This window comes from Phytohabitans maris, assembly GCF_031085175.1.
GTDB lineage: Bacteria > Actinomycetota > Actinomycetes > Mycobacteriales > Micromonosporaceae > Phytohabitans > Phytohabitans maris.
In genome coordinates, this window is record NZ_JAVHUY010000036.1 from 76,207 (window position 1) to 94,012 (window position 17,806).

11 protein-coding genes and 1 pseudogene are annotated in these 17,806 nt (G+C 70.0%); 2 read left to right on the plus strand and 10 right to left on the minus strand.

The window, feature by feature from the left end:
- Positions 1–34: 34 nt before the first annotated feature.
- From RB614_RS31300 to RB614_RS44405, 5 genes and pseudogenes are all read right to left on the minus strand, one after another.
- Positions 35–1,516: an aminobutyraldehyde dehydrogenase gene (locus RB614_RS31300; RefSeq protein ID WP_308716284.1), complete on the minus strand. Its 1,482-nt coding sequence runs from the start codon at positions 1,514–1,516 to the stop codon at positions 35–37.
- A gap of 11 nt (positions 1,517–1,527) precedes the next feature.
- Positions 1,528–2,589: a proline racemase family protein gene (locus tag RB614_RS31305; protein WP_308716285.1), complete on the minus strand. Its 1,062-nt coding sequence runs from the start codon at positions 2,587–2,589 to the stop codon at positions 1,528–1,530.
- The gene (locus RB614_RS31310) at positions 2,586–3,491 is read right to left on the minus strand and encodes a dihydrodipicolinate synthase family protein (protein ID WP_308716286.1); all 906 of its coding nucleotides are present in this window, start codon (positions 3,489–3,491) and stop codon (positions 2,586–2,588) included. Before RB614_RS31310 ends, RB614_RS31305 begins: the two co-directional genes overlap by 4 nt.
- A gap of 17 nt (positions 3,492–3,508) precedes the next feature.
- Positions 3,509–4,939: an NAD(P)/FAD-dependent oxidoreductase gene (locus RB614_RS31315; protein ID WP_308716287.1), complete on the minus strand. Its 1,431-nt coding sequence runs from the start codon at positions 4,937–4,939 to the stop codon at positions 3,509–3,511.
- A gap of 85 nt (positions 4,940–5,024) precedes the next feature.
- Positions 5,025–5,225: pseudogene (locus RB614_RS44405) on the minus strand (IS66-like element ISFsp10 family transposase); the annotation flags it as partial.
- A 534-nt stretch (positions 5,226–5,759) separates the two neighbouring features.
- Between RB614_RS44405 and RB614_RS31320 the strand changes: the two are divergent.
- Positions 5,760–6,923 (plus strand): tyrosine-type recombinase/integrase, encoded by a 1,164-nt coding sequence (locus RB614_RS31320; RefSeq protein ID WP_308716288.1) that lies wholly within the window; start codon positions 5,760–5,762, stop codon positions 6,921–6,923.
- Between the two features lie 234 nt (positions 6,924–7,157).
- Here the strand turns inward: RB614_RS31320 and RB614_RS31325 are convergent, their stop codons facing one another.
- The 4 genes from RB614_RS31325 to RB614_RS31340 all read right to left on the minus strand — a co-directional run bounded on the left by RB614_RS31325 (position 7,158) and on the right by RB614_RS31340 (position 14,034).
- Positions 7,158–11,144 (minus strand): glycosyl hydrolase, encoded by a 3,987-nt coding sequence (locus tag RB614_RS31325; protein WP_308716289.1) that lies wholly within the window; start codon positions 11,142–11,144, stop codon positions 7,158–7,160.
- A gap of 189 nt (positions 11,145–11,333) precedes the next feature.
- Positions 11,334–12,104 (minus strand): ATP-binding cassette domain-containing protein, encoded by a 771-nt coding sequence (locus tag RB614_RS31330; protein ID WP_308716290.1) that lies wholly within the window; start codon positions 12,102–12,104, stop codon positions 11,334–11,336.
- On the minus strand, positions 12,101–13,060 hold the full coding sequence (locus RB614_RS31335; protein WP_308716291.1) for an ABC transporter permease: 960 nt from the start codon (positions 13,058–13,060) through the stop codon (positions 12,101–12,103). The genes RB614_RS31330 and RB614_RS31335 overlap by 4 nt, the downstream gene beginning before the upstream one ends.
- A complete protein-coding gene (locus RB614_RS31340; protein ID WP_308716292.1) occupies positions 13,057–14,034 on the minus strand; it encodes a sugar ABC transporter substrate-binding protein in 978 nt (325 codons plus the stop codon). Before RB614_RS31340 ends, RB614_RS31335 begins: the two co-directional genes overlap by 4 nt.
- Before the next feature lie 72 nt (positions 14,035–14,106).
- On the opposite strand from RB614_RS31340, the gene RB614_RS31345 reads away from it, so the two are divergent.
- Entirely contained in the window at positions 14,107–15,045 is a 939-nt protein-coding gene (locus tag RB614_RS31345; RefSeq protein WP_308716293.1) for a LysR family transcriptional regulator, read from the plus strand.
- Between the two features lie 4 nt (positions 15,046–15,049).
- Here RB614_RS31345 and RB614_RS31350 read toward each other — a convergent pair whose 3' ends face one another.
- A complete protein-coding gene (locus RB614_RS31350) occupies positions 15,050–17,797 on the minus strand; it encodes a family 78 glycoside hydrolase catalytic domain (protein WP_308716294.1) in 2,748 nt (915 codons plus the stop codon).
- Positions 17,798–17,806: the final 9 nt, after the last annotated feature.

Here is a 17,806-nt window from a genome sequence, read left to right on the forward strand (position 1 = left end):
CACTCCGTCCCGCCAGGTCTGGATCGAGTCTGTCTCATCCCGCCGCGCTGGTGTCGGTAAAGACGGTGCGGTGCCACGGCCGGCGCGCGACGCCGGAGGAGTCGATCGCGACGTGCTTGACCGTCGTGTAGTCGTCGAGCGAGTAGTCGGACATGTCCTTGCCGAAGCCCGACTGCTTCACCCCGCCGTGCGGCATGTCGCTGACGATCGTGATGTGGTCGTTGACCCAGACGCAGCCGGCCTGGATGTCGCGCGTCACCCGCATGGCGCGGCCGACATCCCGGGTCCAGGCAGATGCCGCGAGCCCGTACACGGTGTCGTTGGCGAGAGCGATCGCCTCGGCTTCGCTCTCGAAGGGCGTGACGGTCAGCACGGGACCGAATATCTCTTCGCGGAACCACTCGTCGACCGGGTCGGCGTCGGCGATGAGGGCTGGACGCAGATACGAGCCGGGGCCGTCGACGAGCTCTCCGCCGAAGACGCGGCGTTCCGCGCGGGCGCGCTCGATGAAGCCGGAAACGCGTGCGCGGTGCTCCGGCGAGATCACGGGGCCGAGGTCGGTCGCGGGGTCGTCGGTCGGGCCGATGCGGACCGTGGCGTAGAGCTCCGCGACGCCGGCGACGAAGTCCGAGTAGAGCGAGCTGTGCACGATCGCGCGGGTCGCGGCCGTGCAGTCCTGGCCCGCGTTGACCAGGCTCGCGGCGACAGCGCCGTGGATCGCGGCCTCAAGGTCGGCGTCGTTGAACACCACGAACGGCGCTTTGCCGCCCAGCTCAAGGTGCACGCGCCGGGCGCCCTCGACCGCCGCCTGCTGCACGATACGCCCCACGCTCGTGGAGCCGGTGAACGAGAGCATATCGGTTCCCGGAGCCCGCAGCAGCGCCGTCCCAGTGACCGAACCGGGCCCGGATACCACGTTGACCACACCGGCGGGCAAGCCGGCCTCGGTCAAGATCTCGGCGAGCAGTACCGTCGTAAGAGGGGTGATCTCGGCGGGTTTCAGCACGATCGCGTTGCCGGCCGCGACGGCGGGCAGGATCTTCCAGGCGGCCATCTGCAGCGGATAGTTCCACGGCGAAATGGAGCCGACTACACCGACCGGCTGGCGCCGGATGAACGACGTCATCCCCAGCACGTACTCGGCCGCCGCCTTTCCCTCCAGATGCCGTGCGGCTCCCGCGAAGAACTCGACGTTGTCGATCGTGCCCGGCACGTCGAACTCGGTCGCGAGGCGGATCGGCTTGCCGGCGTTGCGGCTCTCGACCGCGGCGACCTCGACGGCCCGGTCGGCGAGGATGCGGGACGCTCGGTTGAGCACCCCGGCGCGTTCGGCGGGCGGAACCCGGCCCCACTCGCCGGCGGCGGAACGGGCCGCGGCGATCGCATCCGTTACGTCCCGCTCGGTCGCGGGCGTGTACGTAGTGATCACCTCACCGGTGGAGGGGTCGGAGACCGGGATCGTCCGGTCGCCCGAGCCGGCACGGCGCGCGCCGGCGAGAAACTGCATCTCGGTCATCTGAGCTCCGTTCACGCGGGCCGGGGCGACCAGATGTCGCCCACCGTGAAGCCCGTGGGGAAGATGTCGGCGTCATCGACGGACCACTGCGCGCGGCCCGTCACCCACGCGCCACCGGTAATGGTGGGAAGCACCGCCGGGCGGCCCGCCAGTTCGGCGACACCGCGAAGGCGCCCGACGAACTCGCTGCCGACGATGCTGCGGTGGTGGAAGTCCTCCAGGATCGCGAGCTGGCTCCGCGCGTGGAGCGCCGCCATGCGGGCGCTCGTCCCGGTGCCGCACGGCGACCTGTCGAGGGCGCCGGTCCAGGTCGTCGGGTCGTCAGCCCGCAGTTCGCCGTTCGTGACGACGACGGTGTTGCGGTCCTCGCGGCCGGGCTGCCGGTCGCCACTGTGCAGCATGACCAGACTGATCCTATTGATCTCGGGGTTAACCGGGTGTACCACTGTGATCTGCTCCAATGCGGCGAGCTTGATGACCGCGCCCAGGCGGACCAGCTCACGGCCGTTCTCGGGCACCAGCTCGACGCCGAGGTCGGCGGCGCGCACCTGGGCGAAGAACTGGCCGCCGAAGACAATGTCGGCCGGGACGGTCCCGACGCCGGGCACCTCAAGCGGAACATCGAGGTCGACGACGAACGCGGGGACGTTGAGCACGGTGACCGCGCGGACCCGGCCGCGCTCCACGCGCGCGACCGCCTGCACGACGCCGACGGCCGTGTCGATCTGCACCTCGGTGACCGGCTCCCGCACCGGGATCATCCCGGATTCGAGCATGGCGGTGACGGCGCACATGGTGTTGCTGCCCGACATCGGGGTGAACCCGCCCTGTTCGAGCACGATGATCCCGAAGTGCGACCCCGTCTCGACCGGCGGGACGATGAAGACCCCGCACAGGCCGGGGTAGCCGCGCGGCTCACGCAGCAGCAACTTGCGCACGTCGTCGAGGTTGTCGCGGCAGTACGCGAGGCGCTCGGCCATCGTCGCCCCGACGACGAACTCCCCCGCGTTCATGACGACGCGTCCGGGCTCGCCCTCGGCGTGCACCTCAACGGTCTCCAGAACGGGGATCATGCGGAGATCGCTCCCGCCGACTTCAGGACCGCGGTGAACCGAGCGCGGTCCTCGTCGGACAGACGCTGGATGGGGCGACGGGGATCGCCGACCGGGTGGCCGACGAGCTCGAGCCCTCCCTTGATGCCGGCGACGTAGTTCACCGACTCGAGGAAGTCGCTGACCGCCCAGAGGTCCTTCCACAGCGCACGCGCCTCGTCGAGGTCCTTCCGCACGGCGAGCGCGTCCCAGAGCCGCACCGCCTGCTCGGGCAGGACCGAGGCCAGACCCCACACCGAGGCCTCGGCGCCGGACGCGATGCCGAAGAAGGTGAGCGTGTCCCATCCGTTGAACGCCTTGATGCGATCGCCGTAGCCGGCGAGCAGGCCCGCAAGCGCGACGGCGTCGCCGGAGGTGTCCTTCAGGTAGTCGATGCCGGGGATGTCGCCGAGTTCCGCGACCTCTGCGGCCGAGAGCCGGATGCCGGTCGCGCCGGGCACGTTGTAGTAGACGATCGGCAGGGCGATGCTCTCGGCGACCTCGCGCAGGAACACCTTCAGGGTCCCGAAATCGAGCGGGTCGTAGAACGGCGGCACCAGCATCACGGCCGAGGCCCCGACCCTCTCGGCGTGCTGCGCCAGCTCGATCGCCTTCCCGGTCGACATCGCGCCGACTCCGGCGATCACCGGAACGCGTCCGTCCGCCGCACGGACGTACGCCTCGATGACCTGCTTGTACTCGGCATCGGTCAGCGTCGTGAACTCGCCGGTCGTGCCGGTCGAGACGATGCCGTGGATGCCGGCCGAGATGAGACGCTCGGCGAACGCACGGATGCCGTCCTCGTTCACCACGTTGTCCGCGGTAAACGGCGTCGGGACGGCGGCCAGGATTCCATGGAGGTCGGCGCTGCGGCGGGTGGTCATGGTGGTCCTTTCGTGACTCAACGGGCGCTGCGGAAGCGGCGGGGGGTGAAGGGGGCCATACGCGGGGAGGCGGTGTCGTGCAGGATCAGCTCGGTCATCACGGCGGCGCTGCCGGGGGCGAGGGTGACGCCCAACATCCCGTGGCCGGTGGAGACGAAGCCGTTCGAGAGACGACCGAGGCGACCCATGATCGGCAGGCCGTCGGGGGTCATTGGACGCATGCCCGCGCTCGGCTTCGGCGGGGTCGCCGGGGGCTGCCAGTCGCGGAAGTAGATGGCCGGCGCCCGCAGGATCGCGTCGACGCGCACCTGGTTGATGTCCTCGTCGAGGCCGCCGAACTCCATGGTCCCCGCGAGCCGCAGGTTGCGGGTGAGCGGCGTGACCGCGACCTTCGCGTCGGACAGGTTCGTCGCGCTGCGCATGGCGAGCGGTTCGACATCGACGCTGTAGCCCTTGCCGGGGCGCACCGGCAACGGGACGCCGAACTGCCGCGACAGGGGCCCCGTCCACGCACCGGCCGCCAGCAGGTAGGCGTCGCCCGAGAACGTGCGCTCGTGCGAGCGGACCGCGGTGATGCGGTCGCCGTCGCGCTCGACCGCGGTGAGCGGTGCGTACTCGACGAGGTCGGCGCCCAGATCGACCAGCCGGCGGTGCAGCGCGCGCGCCAGGGTGCCGGGGTCGACGTGGCGCTCCTTCGGGAAGAACAGGCCGCCCTGCACCGCGTCGGAGAGCAGCGGCTCGTGCACCCGCACGTCGTCGCCTTCGAGCACGGTCGGCTCAAGGCCGTACTTCTTCACCAGGTCGAGGTGCGTGAGGTGGTGGTCGAGGTTCGCGCGCTGGGTGAACGCCATCAGCAGGCCGGTCGAGTGCATCTCGAAGTCCATGCCGTCGGCGCGGTAGTCGTCGAAGGTCTCCACGGTGCTCTCCGCGAGCGCGAGGTGCCCGGCGAACCCGGCTCGCTGGCGGCGCGCGTTCGACGCGCGCCACATCCCGAAGAGGAAGGAGAGGAACTGCGGGTGCAGCGACGGGCGGATGTAGAGCGGGCTGTCGGGCCGCAGCATCCACTTCATGGATGTCAGCACGACTCCCGGCCCCGGCACCGGTGCCGCTTCGGCCGGCACGATCCATCCGGCATTGACGTCGGAAGCTCCGTGCCCGGTCGCCCGCGCGTCGAGAACGGTGACCTGCACGCCCTCGCGAGCCAGGTGATAAGCGGTGGTCAGGCCGACTATGCCCCCGCCGATGACCACGGTTTGCATCCGCACCAACCCTGTCTCTCCGGAATCCTGATCGAGTGTTTCACCGGTCAGCCCGACAAGGTAGGTTTGCTTTCCTTTGCAACACCAAAGGAGAAGTTGTGGCATCCCCATCGCCGTGATCCCCAACTTGCTGGTGGTGACACGGCAAGACAGCGGCCCCGGCCAGTGATGTGGATCGAACGATGGCATGCGCCCGGCGCTCGGCCGCCGGCCGCATTCCCGGGCTCGCGCAACCTCGGGTACAGAGACGACAAGCGTCGCTCCTGGGTTGAAGTCACCGTACGTGTTCAGCTTGAGGACGCTGGGGCATCCACGGGCCGGTGGTGAACAACCGCTTGAGCACGGCGAGCGCGTCTTGGCCGTGTTTGGTGGCGGCATCGAGGTACGAGCCGCACGGTGCGAAGGCGGCCAGGCCGCGCAGGACGCGCCAGGTTGCGGAGATCTTCTGCTGGAGCCGGACCGGTCGTAGTGCCCGGTCAGGTAACCCCGAACTGCTTGCTTGGTGATCGCCCGGCCGAGCCCTCCGATGAAGCTGTGCTCGGCGAGCACGGTCAGCGACGCCTGCGTAGCGTGTACCAGGCACATCACCGATGTGTGCGCCGTCGGGGCATCGAGCAGATGCGGCCCCCGGAAGTCCGGTCGGTCTTGGAGATAGGGACTCCGACCTGAGCGCCTTCCTCGGCAAAGCTCAGGTCGGCGACATCGAGAGCGGCCAACTCGCTGCGCCGGGCACCGAGGACGGAGCCGGGCACGAGCAGCGCGGGTGTCTTGGACCGACCGGCGTGTCGCGGTCGAGGACACCGGTCATGGCGCACAGCGCGGATGGTGAGCCCTGCGGCAGTCCCACATCGTTACCGGCAGCCTAGCCGCCGTTGGGCAGCAAGAAGGAGGCCAACGCCGCGTGGCGGCGAGCTGAGGTCAAGCTCGCCGAGGGGCGGATCGGCGACCCACGCCGCGGACGCCAGCGTTTCCAGGACTACGTCCGCGAGACCTGGTTGCCAATCACGTCATGGAGCTGACCACACGTCAGGGCTACGCCTACCAACTCGACAAGCACATCATGGAATGGTTTGGCCCGATGCGCATGGCGGAGATTATGCCCGACCAGGTCCGGGAATGGATTGCCGAGCAGGCAGATCGCGGGATGGACCGCAAGACTCTCAGCAACGTCTTTTACATCCTAAGCGCTGTCTTCACCACAGCTTTCACAGATCAGGTGACGTTCATCCAGCCCTGCCGCGGCGTAAAGCTTCCGACCGTTCCCGAACGCAAGCGTTCTATCATTACGCCGGAGACTTTCGACGATATTTACTCGGCGCTCGAACATGAGGTTGCTCGCCTATTGGTGGAGACGGACATCGAGAGCGGCCTGCGATGGGGCGAACTGACCGAGTTGCGCGTCTCCGACATCGACTTCCGTACCGGCATTCTCACCGTCACACGGGTCGTTATCGAGGTGAATCCCAAGTTTCACCCGGAAGGCAAGCGACTCCTGGTCGTTCCCTATCCCAAAGATAAGACACCGCGCAGGCTGAAGTTGGCGCGCCATATCCTCCTCAAACTTGAAGCACACATTCAGGAACGAGATCTACAGCCAACCGACCTTCTATTCCGGGCGTGGGCTGAGCCCTCCGCTCCGAAGCGGCCAGATCCGGTCGACGGCGATTTAGGGCTCACCGATCCCAATGACCGAGGTCGACAGTATCTCCACGGTACGTTGTCGGCATATACTGCTGGAAAGTGCCGGCGTCCCTACTGCCGGGCAGCGTTCGCCGACTACCGCGCCCAACGTCGAGCGGCAGGAAAGGACTCGCCACGTCAACCGCGGAAGGCGGCCGCGGAGCACGACCACATCTCCCGCGGTTGGTTCCGCATCAACGTGTGGTACCCCGCGCTGGGACGTGCAGGGATCCGGACGTCCGTCTCCCTGAGGACCGGAAAGGGTCGCGCCCGCGCTGGCGCAGGCCGCGAGTCGGTATGGATCCAAGACCTTCGCCGGGCCCACGCCTCCTGGCTGCTTGCCGGCGGCGCGGACATCCAGGTTGTCAAGGAGCGCCTCGGACATGTCCGCCTCAGCACGACGGAGGGCTACCTGGGCACTCTGCCCGACGCCGACGAGACCGCGCTGACCGCATTGGCACGGACCCGGGCACGTTCACAGCGCGCCGCCTGATCAACTTCGGCTCGGTGGGCGCGGAAGAAGTCACTGGTTCGAGCCTCTATCGCTTGGACGCAGAACGGTCGCGGAGAAGGCGCCGACGCGATACATCTGGCCCGGCACGGGCTGCGCGGCGCGGGCCAGATTATGGGCCATCGCGGCCGGTGAGTAATCCAGGCAATAGGAAATGACCGGATCTGGCCACGGTGGCGGGCGCGCTGGGGGCGCGACCGCCACCGGTGTGAGGCGCTAGACCCGCTTGTGTACCGCGCTGCGGAGGGTGACCGGGCCGAGGAGGCCGGCTTCCAGCAGTGGCGAGTCGGCCGAGTAGTGCTTCCAGGTGGTGAACGTGATCCGGGCGCCACCCGGCTTGGGCTGGCCGGCGATGTACCAGTCCGGGATCGCCGCGATGCCGCTGCCCTGGCTGCCGGGCACGTACTGGTACTCGGGTGGGAGTTGTTCGTCGCCGATGAGCCGGTTGGGCCACAGCGTGGTCACCCGCACCTCGAGCGCGTTCGGCCCGGACCGCAGTGCGTCGGTCACGTCGACAAGGTATGGCGGCTTCCACACCTGGCCGAGGTCGCGGCCGTTGACGGATACCTCGGCGATGACCTCGACCCGGCCCAGGTCCAGGAAGACCCGCCGGTCGCCGCCGCGCGGGCCTGACGGCGGCGTGAACGTCGTGCGGTAGGCGGCCGTGCCGGAGAAGTACTTCACGCCGGCGTCCGGATGGTGGTGCAGCGAGGCAAGCTGGTCGAGCGTGACCTGGGCCGGTGCCCCGCGGTTCTCCTGGAAGGCCACCAGCCACGGCCCCGTCACCTGTCGTGCCGGCGCGATGCCGGTCACGTCGAGGGCGCCGTCGCGTCCGTGGCGCTCCACTGTGTACCGCCCGTTCCGCCACACGAGCAGGCCGCCGGTGGCCGCCTGAAGCTCGGGCGGCTCGTCGGGCGCGGGCAGGCCCGCGGCGACCAGGCGGCCGATCTCGGCCGCGCTGAGCGCATTCGACGTGACTTCGAGCGCCGCGACGTCACCCTCGAAGAAGGGGGTGAACGCCCGATCTGACGGCGAGCCGAGTCCGGGGTGGACGGTGCGGCCGGTCGCCAGCCCTTGCTTCACGAGGGTGCCGTTGAGATACAGGGACGGCACGCCGTTCTGGTAGACGACGGCGATGTGGTTCCAGCCGGGTACGGGCACGCGGGCGACGAGCACGGCCGGGAAGTGGTCGCGGGCATGCTCGTACACGGCGATGACGTTGCGGCCGACGGCGAGGCCGGACGCGGCGTGCCCGGCGCCGTAGAGGGTGTCGCCTTCGGGCGGGTAGTTGACGAAGCTGATCCCGCTGGCGCCGGCGGTGCCGGTGGTGCTCTCGTCGCCGACGGTCGTCTCGGTCTCCGGCTTGACCCAGGCGGTGACGGTGAAGGTGTTCCGCACGTTGCGGTACGGCTTCGGATCCGCCGCGCCGAACGGACGCGTGCTCAGCAGCCGCCGCCCGCCGCGGATGATCGCCGACGCCGCGTCGCCGCGCGTGCTGGACCGAAACAGCACGAACACCGAGCCGGACGGGTCGAGCCGCAACGGCAGCGTGGTGCGGCCGCCGCCGGTCTCGTACACGACTGCCGGGGTGATCTCGCCGGTGGCGGGGTCCAGCAGTTCGGGTCGCTTGCCGCTGACCCGGAACGTGCAGACGAGTTCCTCGACCCGCCGGTGCTGGTTGGCAACGAAGTAGATGTCGGCGCCGTCGAGTGTGCGGTGCAGGTAGCTGAGGGAAGGGTCCGGGCTGGCGGCGGTGTACGAGAAGTCCGGGCGTAGGCCGAGGGCGTCCAGCACATGCCGTAGGGACTGCCCCCAGATCACCCTGCCGCGGCCTACCCGCCGCTCGGTACGCCGCTTGCCGTCCAGGTCGCCCCATAGCTCCCGCACGAGGCCACGCAGCCGCGCCTCACGCTGCTCCTTGTCCTTGAGACCGTAGGCGTGGGCGGGTGGCGCGCCGACCAGCCACATGCCGTCGTGTACCAGGTCGCGGAGTTTCTCGGCGACCGCCAGCGACATCTGGTCGGTGCCGTCGGGGAGCACGAACGCCCGGTACTGCTGGCCGTCGGGGAGCACGATCCGGCCGCCCTCGATCCGCACCCGGGACAGCAGTGCCTCGGTGTCGCAGACGTCGTACTCGTGCCCGTCGGGCGGCCTGGGGGTGAGCAGATCGAAGCCGTCGTCCGGTACCCCCTTGACCCGGGTGACCACCGGCGAGCTCTCGCCGGTGAAGTAGAGCAGGTCGGCGGCGAACTTGCCCTGGCGCAGCAGGTGCTGGCAGCGGGCCAGGTAGGTCAGCCACGGGCCGGCCTTCTCGAACCAGGTGTTGGTGCGGTCCAGGTGGATACCCCATGGGCCCATGGTCATGCCGGGCACCACGTCCGGGTGGCCGGGCTGGTGCGCGTACCGGTGGAAGATGACCAGTTGCAGGCCGTAGGCGAACATGAGGTCGCCGATGGCCTTCATGGCGTACGGGTACTCGCTCCACTTGGCGTGTTCGGCCCGGGCGGTGAACGACTCGGCGCCCATGACCGGCTGGCCGTGGATGTGCGCGATCGAGGCGGCGAGCTTCATGTGCTCGACGTGGTTGCCGGTGCGCAGCCAGAACTCGCCCATCGTGGCGTCGACGCGGGAGCCGGCCTGGTTCTCGTCGAACGGTCCGCTGCCGTACGGCTCGGTGTAGGAGACGATGTCGTGCTGCTGGCACAGCTCGTGGAAGCGGCCCCAGTAGGCGTCCGCCATGAGGTCGGCCTGGGCGCGCCGCAGGTCCCACAGGAAGCGTTCGGTGACCTCGGCGCTGTCCACGTACCGGCCGGTCATGGCGGGCAGGTAGCACAGCAGGTCGTAGCCGCGCCGGCGGCGGAACTCGGCGGGAAACTCGCCGGTCCAGTTCTGCATGCCGACCTCGTAGCTGTCTACGAGGGCGCCGGCCATGCCCCGCTCCCGCAGTGGCTTCATGCCCTCCAGTAGGGGGCCGAAGAACCGTTCGAAGTGGAAGTCGATCGCGGCGGCGCTGAACTTGTCGATCTCCAGGCCGAGGCCGGTGTCGGTGGAGGCGTTCTGCTGGCGGCCGGTCGGGGTGTGCCCGAGGCGCAGGATGGTCCAGTCGCCGGCGGGTGCGGTCCAGGTCAGGTGCCCGTCGCGGACCTTGTCGGTGAGGTCGATGACCTTGCTGGAGTCGATGGCGCCGGCCACCGTGCGGGTGCTGAGATCCTGCGGGAGGTTGGTGCTGCGCTGCGCGTTCGACTTCTGCGGCCAGTTGGGGACGCGGTCGGCGGCGGCGATGTCGACCTCGCGGATGTCGACCGAGCCGGTGACGACCAGCCGGAAGTATCGGGCGGTGACCGGGGCGAACGTGGCGATGGCTGGGTATTCGGCGCCGCGGCCGAATGCCGCGCCGTTGGCCAGCGGTGCCACCGCGGTCCAGGTCTGGCCGTCGGGAGACGATTCGAGGGTGATGCCTGCGGCGGCGGAGACGTGCGCGGAGACCGCCCGTGCCTGGTACGGCTGGCCGAAGTCGAAGACGAGGTGGGCCGGCTGCCCGGCGGCGGGGCGCACCGGCACCGCGGTGTCGATCCTGTAGTCGGTGATCAGCGACCGGTCGACCGGCTGGCCGTCGAGGGTCACCGCGGCGAGCCGCTGGGCGAACGCGCTTGTCTCGCCGGTCAGTGACGGGAAGGCGATGACCGCGGCGTCGGCGTAGTAGTCGAGGTTGGTCAGCGGCTGCGGCAGGTCCACGTCGACGGGTCCGCCGCTGACGTACGTCTCGCTCCAGACCAGCTGCTGCATGGCGCGGTCCGGGGTGACCCACGGGCCGCCGGTGGAGGACCAGCCGGGGCAGTTGTGCAGGGTGAGCGCGAGGCCGAGCCGGTCCGCCTCGCTGGCGGCGTGGTCGACCAGGTCGAACCAGGCCGGGGTGAGGCTGGCGATCGGTCCCTTCGGGATGCCGGTGCCGACGTCGAAGATCATGGCGCCGCCGAGGCCGGCGCGGGCCATCGCCTCCAGGTCGCCGGTGATGCCGTCGGCGGTGATGTTGCCGTTCATCCAATGCCACCACGTGTACGGGCGCGCGGACGGCGGCGGGTCGCGATAGTCGTCCTTGCGGTCCTTGCCGGACGCGGATGCGGCAGGCGGTCGCAGGCCGTCGGACAGCACCAGCAACATGCCGGCCGCGCCGGCGGTTCTGAGCAGGTCTCTGCGCTGCATGACTCTCCCGTGTTTTGGCGTGGGTACGGGGCCCCGGGCACGGTGGAACGAATCACCGCGTGCTGGGGTGGGACGATCCGGTGGGGTAAGGGATCGATGTGAGCTGCCCTTTGAGCTTGCTCCGAGGTTTTTCTGATGGTCAATGTTTCTGGCCGGATCCGGCCACGCACACCGTCGTCCTTTGTAGACTTACGGCTGGTGCGGACGGGCGCCGGTTATCCAACCGACCACCGCGTCCAGGTCCGTTTCCGCGGTCGGCAGGTCGGCGACCTTACGTCCACGGTGGAGTACGGCGACCCGGTGGGTGACGGCGAAGCACAGCGGTAGGTCGTGGGTCACCACCACGACCGCGACGCCTTGGCCGGCGAGGCGGGTGATGAGCTGCCGGACCTGGCGGGACTGTTCGGGGCCGAGCGCGGCGGTCGGTTCGTCGAGCAGCAGCACGCCGTGCCCGGCGGCCATGACCCGGACGGCGGCGCGGGCCAGAGCGACAACCTGTCGCTGGCCCGCGGAGAGCAGCTCCACCGGCCGGCTGGTCGGGCCGAGGCGCACACCCAGCCGAGCGAGCGCCTGGTCGGCCTCGCGACGCATCCGCCGCTTGTCCAACACGCCCAGGTAGCGCAGCGGGCCGCCGCGCAACGGCTCGTCGCCCAGGTACAGGTTGGTCCCCACGTCCTGGGTCGGCACGAGCGCCAGGTCCTGGTACACCATGTGGATGCCGGCCGCGGCGGCGGCACGCGGTGAGCCGAACGCGACGGGCCGGCCCTGGACACACAGCTCGCCGGCGGTCGGGCGGTGCGCCCCGGAGGCGACCTGCAGCAGGGTGGACTTGCCGGCGCCGTTGTCGCCCACCAGCCCGAGGACCTCGCCGGGGTACACCTCCAGATCGACCCGGTCCAGTGCGGTCGTGGCGCCGTACCGCTTGCTGATCTGCCGCAGCCGCAACGCGGGCGCGGTCACCGGGGTACCTCCAGCGTGCGCCGGGTGAGCGCGACGGACAGGGCGCGGTCGGCGGCGATGGCGGCGATCAGCAGGGCGCCGGTGGCGACCGTGGTCCAGTACGGCGGCACGTCGCGGATCAGCAGGCCGTTGGCGATGGTGGCCACAACGAGCGCGCCGACGAGCACCCGGGGCAGGCTGCCCCGGCCGCCGCTGAGCGCCACGCCGCCGAGCGCGACGGCGGTGAGGGCGTCGAAGAGTACGCCGGTGCTGACCACGGCGTCCGCTTGGGCCACGGTGGCGGCGGTGAGGATGCCGCCCAGCGCCGCGCAGAGGCCGGCGCCGGCGAAGCCGATGACCCGGTAGCGGGAGCTGGGCACGCCGCAGCGGCGGGCCGCCTCGGCATTGCCTCCGACGGCCGTCAGCCGCAGCCCGAGCCGGGTCTGGGTCAGGCACAGCCAGCCGGTCGCGTAGACGGCGAGCATGACGTAGACCGGGGCGGGGATGTCCAGCGGCCGGCCGGTGCCCAGGAACTCCAGGTCGGTGAAGCCGGATACGGGCAGCCCGCCGGTCACGACCAGCGCCAGGCCGGAGGAGACCGACAGGGTGCCGATGGTGACCACGAGCGGGTTGAGGCCGCGCTCAGCGAGCAGGCCGTTGACGAGGCCGGCCAGGACTCCGACCGCCAGGCCCGCGGCGATCCCGGCCACCGCGCCGCGGCCGTCCACGAGCTGCCGGGCGCAGACCACGCCGGCCAGTGCCGCGGTGCCGGGGATGGACAGGTCGAGTACACCGGCGAGTGCCCCGATGGCGATGCCGGCGGCGAAGACGGCGGTGACGGCGGCGGCGTTGAGGATCAGGACGGCGTTGTCGTAGCTGGCGAAGCTGGACCCGCCGAGCGCCCACATGAGCAGGATCAGCAGGCCCCACAGCACGACGATGCCGCGGTCCCGGGCGAACAGCAGCGCGGCGGTCACGGCTTGAGCACCCGGAACGGGATGGTGCGCTGGGGGCCCGGCCGGGTCGGATCGGCGAGCAGGCCGGTGAGCACCTGGACGGTGTCGGAGCCGAAGAACTCGTGGTCGAGCACCACGTCGGCGTAGAAGGTGCCGTCGGTCAACGCTTTGCGGCCGTCCGGGGTGCCGTCGATGCCGACCACGCACATCGCCGCCGGGTCACGGCCGGCCTGGCGCAGCGCCTGCACGCCGCCGAGGATGCTGTCGTCGGACGTACCGGTGAGGGCGTTGACGTCTTTGTGGGCCTGGAGAATCGCGGCCATCTTGTCCTGGGACACCTTGCGCTGCGACTGGCCGTCGGCCTCGGCGACGATCCGCGCGCCCGGCGAACCGGCCAGGATGGCTGCCTTCTGGGCGGCGATCCGCTCGGTGACGACCGGGCCCGGCAGCGGTGGACCGCCGAGGATCGCGACCTGGGCGCGGCCGCCGAGCCGCTCGTTGATGCACTGGGAGAGCTGCTGCCCGGCGAGCCGCCCGAGCTCGGCCCAGTCGCTGCCGCTGAACCCGATGCCGGCCGGTGCCGAGGCGTAGCCCATCTCCGCCGGCGTCGAGCCGACCACCGAGGCGATACCGGCCCGCGCCGCCTGGTCCAGGACGGGCTTGAACGCCCGCGGTGCCACCGGCAGAACCAACCAGGCGTCCACCTGGCGGCGAGTGATCCAGCCCTGTGCCTGCTGGAGCTGCTTGGTCGGGTCGCCGGCGGCGTCACCGACGACGACCCGGCCGCCGGCGGCTTCGACGGCCCGGGTGAACCGGTTCATCAGCTCGATGTACACCTGGTTGCGCAGGTTCGGCGGCAGGTAGCCGACGGTCCGGCCGGCCAGCGGTCCACTCGGGTCTGGAGCGCTTGTCCGCTCGCCGCCGCAGCCGGCCGCCGCGACGAGCAGGGCCGCCATCGCCGCGCCGGAGCGCGCCACCGCCTGCCGCAAGCTCATCCGAACATGCCTTCCCTTTTCGCCGCTGGGCTGGCGGCGTATGCCCTGGTCAGGACAGTAGCCTGGACAACCGTGGACGACCTGGCCCGGCTCGATCTCAACATGCTCACCGCCCTGCGCGCGCTGCTGGAGGAGAGGAGCGTCTCGCGTGCGGCGGCCCGCCTCGGCGTCGGGCAGCCGGCGGCCAGCAGTGCGCTGCAGCGGCTGCGGACCCACTTCGACGACCCGCTGCTGGTGCGCAGCGGTAACACGTTCGAGCTGTCCGCGCTCGCCGCCAGCCTGCTCGGTGCGGTCGAGCAGGCGCTCGCCACGGCGGAGGAGATCTTCCTGCGGGAGACCCGGTTCGATCCGAAGACGTCGACCCGGACTTTCCGGATCATGGTCGCTGACGTCGCCCTGGTGGGTCTCGGCGAGCTGCTCATACCGGCGATGACCGACGCGCCGGAGGTGCGGCTGGACTTCGTGGCGCTGACCGACGCCGCCATCCGCGACATCGAGCAGACTCTACGCGCGGTCGACGCCCTCGTCGTGCCCCGGGGAATCATCGCCGGCTTCCCCGCGATGGACCTGTGGACCGAGCGGTGGGTGTTCATGGTCGGGGAGCGAGCGGCGGTCGGGAGCCGCCTGACCAAGCAGCGGCTGGAGCAGATGACCTGGATCACCACGTACCACGGCGGTACGTCGCCGGTGGCCGCGACGTTCGAGGCGTGGAATATCCGCTCGCGCATCCGCGTCACCGTTCCCAGCTATGTGGTGCTACCGATGCTGCTGGCCAGCTCGACCGAGCACGTGGCCATCGTTCAGGAGTCACTGGCGCGCCGGCTGGAGCCACTGGGCGGGGTACGCGTCTTCCCCGCACCGCCGGAGGCCGCCGACCGGATGGTGGCCTTGTGGTGGCATCCCACCCACGAGCGGGACGCCGGGCATGCCTGGCTGCGCCAGCGGATCCTGGAGGTGAGCGAGGATCGGCGGGAGGGCCGCGCCGGTCGAGGCCGGCGCGACCCTCCTTGAGGGGTTACTTCTTCGACGTGGCCTTGAACGTGTAGTCGCCGGAGCCGACGGTGAAGGTGGCGTAGCCGTCCTTGACCTTCTTCAGCTTCGCGCCGCCGCTGCCGGACACCGACTGGCCGGCGCCCACCGGCACCAGCACCTCAGCGGTGGCACCGACCGGCACCTCGACCTTCAGTGTGAACGCCTTGGCGGTACGGGTCCAGCTGGAGCTCACCGTGCCGAGCGGGCTGGTGACGTACGCGGATGCGTCGGTCAGGTCACCGACCGGGTACGGCTGGATCTGGATCTGCCGATACCCGGGCGCGGTCGACCTGATACCGGCCACGTACTCGTACAGCCAGTCGTCGATCGTGCCGCGGAAGGCGTGGTTGTGCGACCGGGACGAGTCGGTGACACAGTCGGTCGACGGGAACCAGCACCACGCCTCCCACATCGTGTCGACGATGAGGGTCTCCGGTCCGACGTCCAGCCCGTCCAGGGTCTGGAACCACCAGCCCCAGCCCGGGTAGGTGGGGTTGGTGGCCACCTTGAACGCCAACTCCTGCTGCCCGCACTGGGTCAGGATCGGCATGATGTACTTCGTGCCGACCGCACCGGTGTCCAGGTGGTCCTGCCACTCGACGTGCACGTCGTCGGCGAGGTTGGCGCAGATCGCCGCCCGGTCCGCCTCCGGCGCGAGGCCGAACGCCAGCGGCACCAGGTTGTCGGTCTGCCGGTACTCGGGCGGGTTGGCCGAGTACAGCTTCTCGGTCGGGTTGTAGAGCGCGGCGTTGTACGCCTGCTTGATCGTGCCCGCGAGGGCGTCGAAGCCGGCCGCGTCGCTGGTCTTGCCGAGCACCCGGGCGATTTCGGCCATCTGCACCGCGGTCAGGTAGATGTGCGCGGTGCCGATCGCCCGGTTGTCGGCGGTGCGCGGGAACTCGGCGTTGTCCGGGTTGTCCGGCCCACCGGCGGCCGGCTCGTGGTCGCCGTACGTGCCGCCGGTGTAGAGGTAGCCGGTGGCGGCGATGACGTCCTCGAGGTGGTCCACCCACAGCTTCATGCCGTCGTAGTGCTCGGACAGGATCCGGGTCTCGCCCCGGCTCTGGTACAGCTCGTAGTTGACCAGGATGTAGCTGGAGGTCCAGACCGGGTCGTCGGTCGGGGTGCGGGTTCCGGGCAGGGTGACCGGCAGCTGGCCGCTGGTGTTGAGGCTGTCCGCGTGGTCGCCCATCCACTTGGCCCAGAAGCTCTCCGAGTCGAAGTTGAGCAGGGTCGAGTCGGCGAACAGGTGGCCGTCCGCGGTCCAGCCGGCCTTCTCGTACATCGGTGTGTCGGTGGGGAACGAGTGCAGGTTGCTGACGATCGACTGCCGCATCGCCTTGTGGTAGCGGTTGAACAGCTCGTTTGAGCTGGTGAACCCGCCGGTGGAGGCGACGTCGTTGTTGACCGTCTTTCCCACCACCGACCGCACGGTCACGCCCTCCGGGGCGTTGACTTGCAGGTAGCGGTAGCCGTTGTAGCTGTAGCTGGGGGTGAAGGTCTCCACTCCCCCACCCTTGAGGACGTACGTGTACGCCTGCAGGGTGCTGTTGTTGTTGACGGTGCCGTCGGCCAGCAGCTTCTCGCCGTACTTCATCGTGACCGTCGCTCCGGCCGGGCCCTGGAACTGCACGGTCGCCCAGCCGGCCCGGGTGGTCTCGAAGTCGTAGATCTGCGCGCCGCTGTCGTGCTCGCGCAGCACCGGCGTGGGCAGTGTGCCGGTGACCCGGATCGGTTCCATGTCCTGGGCTTCGAGCTGTCCGGCCGGCGCGGTCCGGATGAGGGCGGCGTCCCAGCCGGCGGCGTCGAACCCGGTGTCGTTCCAGCCGGGCTGCTCCAGGCGGGCGTCGTACGTCTCACCGCGCATCACCGAGTTGGCCGTGGTGGGGCCGTCCTCTGTGGACCATGTGCCGTCGGTGACGATCCGCTCCGTGGCGCCGTTCTTGTACGTGACGTCGAGTTGCAGCTTCAGCACCGGGTAGCCGGTGTAGTAGCCGTGGCCGAGGCTGACGCCGATCGCGTTCGCCTTGCCGCGGCGCAGCAGGCTGGTGACGTCGTGGGTGACGTAGAGGATCGTCTTGTCGTAGACGGTGGAGCCGGGGTCGAGCTCGTGGTCGCCGACGCGGGTGCCGTTGAGGTAGAGCTCGTGGTAGCCCAGGCCCGCCACGTACGCCCGGGCGGAGGTGATCTCCTTGTTGGCGAGCGTGAACTCCTTGCGCAGCAGCACCTCCGGCGTGGCGGTGGCCGCCGCTGTGGACTCGCGGCCGATCCACCGACCGCCGAACTGGCTCGGCTCAAGGAACGCGGTCTCGAACGAGGCTCGGTCGCTCCACGCCGACGGGCCGCTCGACGACTCCGTCCAGACCCGCACCGACCAGTAGTACCGGGTACGCGGCTGCAGCGGCTTGCCGGCGTACTCGACGTCGAACGAGTCGGCCGACTTCACCTTGCCGGTGGACCACATGTCGCCGCTGTTGTTGTCCTTCGTGGACACCCGGATCTCGTAGGCGCGCTGCTTCGCGCCGTTGTAGTTCGCCTCGGTGATCCAGCTGAGCCGTGGCTCAGCGGTGTCGATGCCCAGCGGGTCGGCCAGATGCTCGGTGGTCAGGCCACCGACGCTGACCCGGCCGACGCCGGCCTGAGCGCTCTGCCACGGCGGCAGCGCCAGCGCGGCCACCATCGCGGCGGCCGCGGCCACCCCGACGGTGCGTCTACGTGTCTTGAGGTGCATGGGTTCCTT